Genomic DNA, 3,453 nt, shown 5'->3' on the forward strand with positions numbered 1-3,453 from the left:
CTTCTAAAGACGACAGAGAGTTCTTTACAAAAGAAGAACTCATCAACCTATTTACTCTTGAAAGTGTTAACAAAGCACCTGCTATATTTGATATTGATAAACTCAAATGGATGAACCATCATTATATAGAGAATCTCTCAGCAGAAGAAATCATTGACCGTGCAGAGCTTATTAATATTGACTTTAGCGGGAAAGAAATGGATTGGTGGAAAGGATTCGTAGGAACTATAAAAGAACATCTTGTTACTTTGAAGGATATCGAAGTTCTTTCCAGGCCATTTTTTAAAGAATCAATATTTAGTGATGAAGTGATGGCAAAACTTAAAGAAATGAATGCACTGCCTTTGCTTGAAAAATTCAAGGACAATTTGTCTGGTATTTCCGATTGGAGCAGGGAAAGCGTACTTGCAACAATAAGAAGCACTGGCAAAGAGATGGAGATAAAGGGGCGCAGTTTATATTTCCCTTTACGGCTCGCAATTACAGGGAGTGAGGAAGGCCTGGAAATTCATGAGTTTATATTTTTCTTAAAGAAAGAAGATGTAATAAAAAGATTGAGTTATGCAATAGAGGAGCTATCAAAAAATGCTTAAAGTATATAATACGCTTACAAGAAAACAAGAAGAATTCAAAACAAGAGAAAAAGGCAAAGTTTATATCTATGCATGCGGAGTGACACCCTACGATTTTCCTCATATAGGTCATGGCCGCTCGGCTGTGATATATGATGTAATGCACAGATATCTTGAATATAAGGGATATGAAGTAATCCACATTTCTAATTTTACTGACATTGATGATAAAATTATCAATCGTTCTAATGAATTGCATATAAATTACAAAGAGCTTGCAGACAAGTATATTTCAGTTTATCTTGACAATCTTGATATGCTGAATGTAAAACAGCTCTATCGGTACCCCCGCGCTACGGAACATATACCACAAATCATTGAGATAGTAGGGGTACTTAAAGAAAAGGGATATGCATATGAAATATCCGACGGTATCTATTACGAAGTTTCTAAATTTAAAGAATACGGCAAACTTTCTCGTAGAGATATTACTGAGCTACGCGAAGGAGCTCGTGTTGAGGTAAACCCTGAAAAGAGAGATCCACTTGATTTTGCCTTATGGAAAAAAGCTAAGGAAGGAGAACCTTCCTGGGATAGTCCCTGGGGTAAAGGGCGCCCCGGTTGGCATATTGAGTGTTCTGCAATGAGTCTTTATTATTTGGGGAGTTCTTTTGATATCCATGGCGGAGGAGATGACCTTATTTTTCCGCACCATGAAAATGAGATTGCTCAATCCGAGGCATATACGGGGAAAGTGCCGTTTGTGAGATACTGGCTTCATAATGGAATGGTCATAGTAAATAGAGAGAAGATGAGCAAATCCTTAAATAATTTTTTCACGATGAATGAGCTATTCAAGCGGTATGATGGGGAGATTGTAAGGTTATACCTTGTATCTATTTCGTACCATAAACCTCTGAGTTTCGATTTGGAAAGCCTTGAACAGTCAAGCAAAACATATGAATATTTTAACCAGAGCTATATAAGATTTAAACAGTTATCCGGCCAAGAGAATGGGTTATCTTCAATTGAGTTAACAAAGAAATGGCGAGAAAGGTTTGAAGATGCAATGGATAACGATTTTAATACTGCTTTAGTTGTTGCCCTTTTGTTTGATATATTCAAATTTGTTAATGTCAAAAGGGGCCAGTTAAATAGAGAATCGCTAAAAGAAGCAGATAAACTTTTGCAGGATATTTTTTTGGTGCTTGGAATTAAAAAACTTGGTAAAATAGAAGAAAAGGTAAATGTTTCATTTAAGGACGAGCTTATGACATTAGCTGAAGAGCTAAAGAAAGAAAAAGAGTTAGCAGAAGCGATTTCTTCTATTTCTATGGAGGAGGAAGTCTCTGATATAATTAAGAAACTCATTGATATCCGATGGGATTTAAAAAATGAGAAGAAATTTAAATTAGCTGACTTGATTAGAAATCGGTTAAAAGATACAGGCGTTGTTTTAGAAGACACAAGTACAGGGACGACGTATAAGCTTATTTATACAAGAGGTGAAGAAAATGAAAAATAAGGATAAGGCTAAAAAAGATCAATTTATTGTAGGAAAAAGAGCAGTTCTTGAAGCTTTGCGAGTTCAATATCCTGTGAAGGTTTTAGTTATTGAAAGATCAAAGGCAGAGAACAGAGATGAAATTATGCGGAATATATATCGTCTTGCAAAAAGGCAAGACATAAAGATTTTAGAAAGAGATGAAAGTTGGTTCAGAAGAAGATTTCATGTGTTAAACCCGCAAGGCGTAGTAGGTGTGGGCGACCCCTATAAATTTGCAGAAATTGAGGACATAAAGATATATAAAAATTCTACCATACTTTTACTTGATAGAATACAGGATCCGCAAAATTTTGGTGCTATCATAAGAACGGCAGAGTGTGTAGGCATCTCTAGCATAATTATCCCTGAGTACGGGGCGGCAGATATTACAGATACGGTAATATCTGTTTCATCCGGTGCAATTTTTCATGTAAAAATTGCAAAAGTAACGAATCTTGTCCGTGCCATTGATTATCTGAAAAAACATAATGTTTGGATTGTAGGTACAGACCCTGGTGCTAAAACAATTTATTATGATATGGATTATAAAAATCTGCCATTTGCTATCATAATGGGCAATGAAGGAGAAGGAATTAGAGAAGGGATTAGAAAAAAATGTGATTATCTTGTTTCTATTCCGATGCGCGGCAAGGTAAGCTCGTTAAATGTATCTGTTGCAACAGGTATCGTGTTATTTAGGTTGATGGAAGAAAAAGCAAAGAACAGTGAATATAAATGAGTTGATCAGAAAGGCCCAAAAAAGGGATAGGGACGCAATGAACGAGATTCTTCATATTTATTCCCCGTTTGTTAAGAAAATTGTGCGCTATTATTCCATTATTTTGAATAGAGAAGATAGAGAAGATCTTTTTATCGACGGGCTGATGGGACTTTATCGGGCAGTAAATAATTTTAATTTTGATAAAGGGAAAAATTTTGACGATTTTGCGTATGTATCAGTAAAAAATGCTGTATTAGATTACCTTAGAAAGAGAAAAGAAGTTTGTACCGTTCCTTTTGATTTTACAGTTTTTACTGTTGATGGTGAAGAGGAATCAATTTTATTGAAGCAAGATCTCGAGAGCTTTGCTAAAAGGCTTTCGTTATTTGAAAAAGATGTTTTTTTGTTGTTTATTAAAGGGTATAAAATAAGAGATATTTCGAATAAATTGGACAGGTCATATAAATCTGTAGATAACGCCTTGCAGAGAATCAAAAAGCGGTTAAGGAAGTCACCATTTTCCTCTTGACAAATATAGTCCTCTCAATATAATATACCTCGGAGAAGTTGGGACAGCCGACGTAGCTCAATGGTAGAGCAACTGATTTGTAATC

At 35.4% G+C, this 3,453-nt stretch carries 4 protein-coding genes; all 4 read left to right on the forward strand.

Annotated features, from left to right (window positions below):
- Positions 1-593 (forward strand): glutamate--tRNA ligase (locus U9Q18_07470; GenBank protein ID MEA3314197.1); only part of this gene is annotated, 593 nt, incomplete at its 5' end.
- A complete protein-coding gene (gene cysS, locus U9Q18_07475) occupies positions 586-2,097 on the forward strand; it encodes a cysteine--tRNA ligase (protein MEA3314198.1) in 1,512 nt (503 codons plus the stop codon). The genes U9Q18_07470 and cysS, both read left to right, overlap by 8 nt.
- On the forward strand, positions 2,087-2,857 hold the full coding sequence (gene rlmB / locus U9Q18_07480) for a 23S rRNA (guanosine(2251)-2'-O)-methyltransferase RlmB (protein ID MEA3314199.1): 771 nt from the start codon (positions 2,087-2,089) through the stop codon (positions 2,855-2,857). Before cysS ends, rlmB begins: the two co-directional genes overlap by 11 nt.
- Positions 2,844-3,368 (forward strand): sigma-70 family RNA polymerase sigma factor, encoded by a 525-nt coding sequence (locus U9Q18_07485; protein ID MEA3314200.1) that lies wholly within the window; start codon positions 2,844-2,846, stop codon positions 3,366-3,368. Before rlmB ends, U9Q18_07485 begins: the two co-directional genes overlap by 14 nt.
- The last annotated feature ends 85 nt before the right edge of the window (positions 3,369-3,453 follow it).

Source organism: Caldisericota bacterium, from assembly GCA_034717215.1.
Lineage (GTDB): Bacteria > Caldisericota > Caldisericia > Caldisericales > Caldisericaceae > UBA646.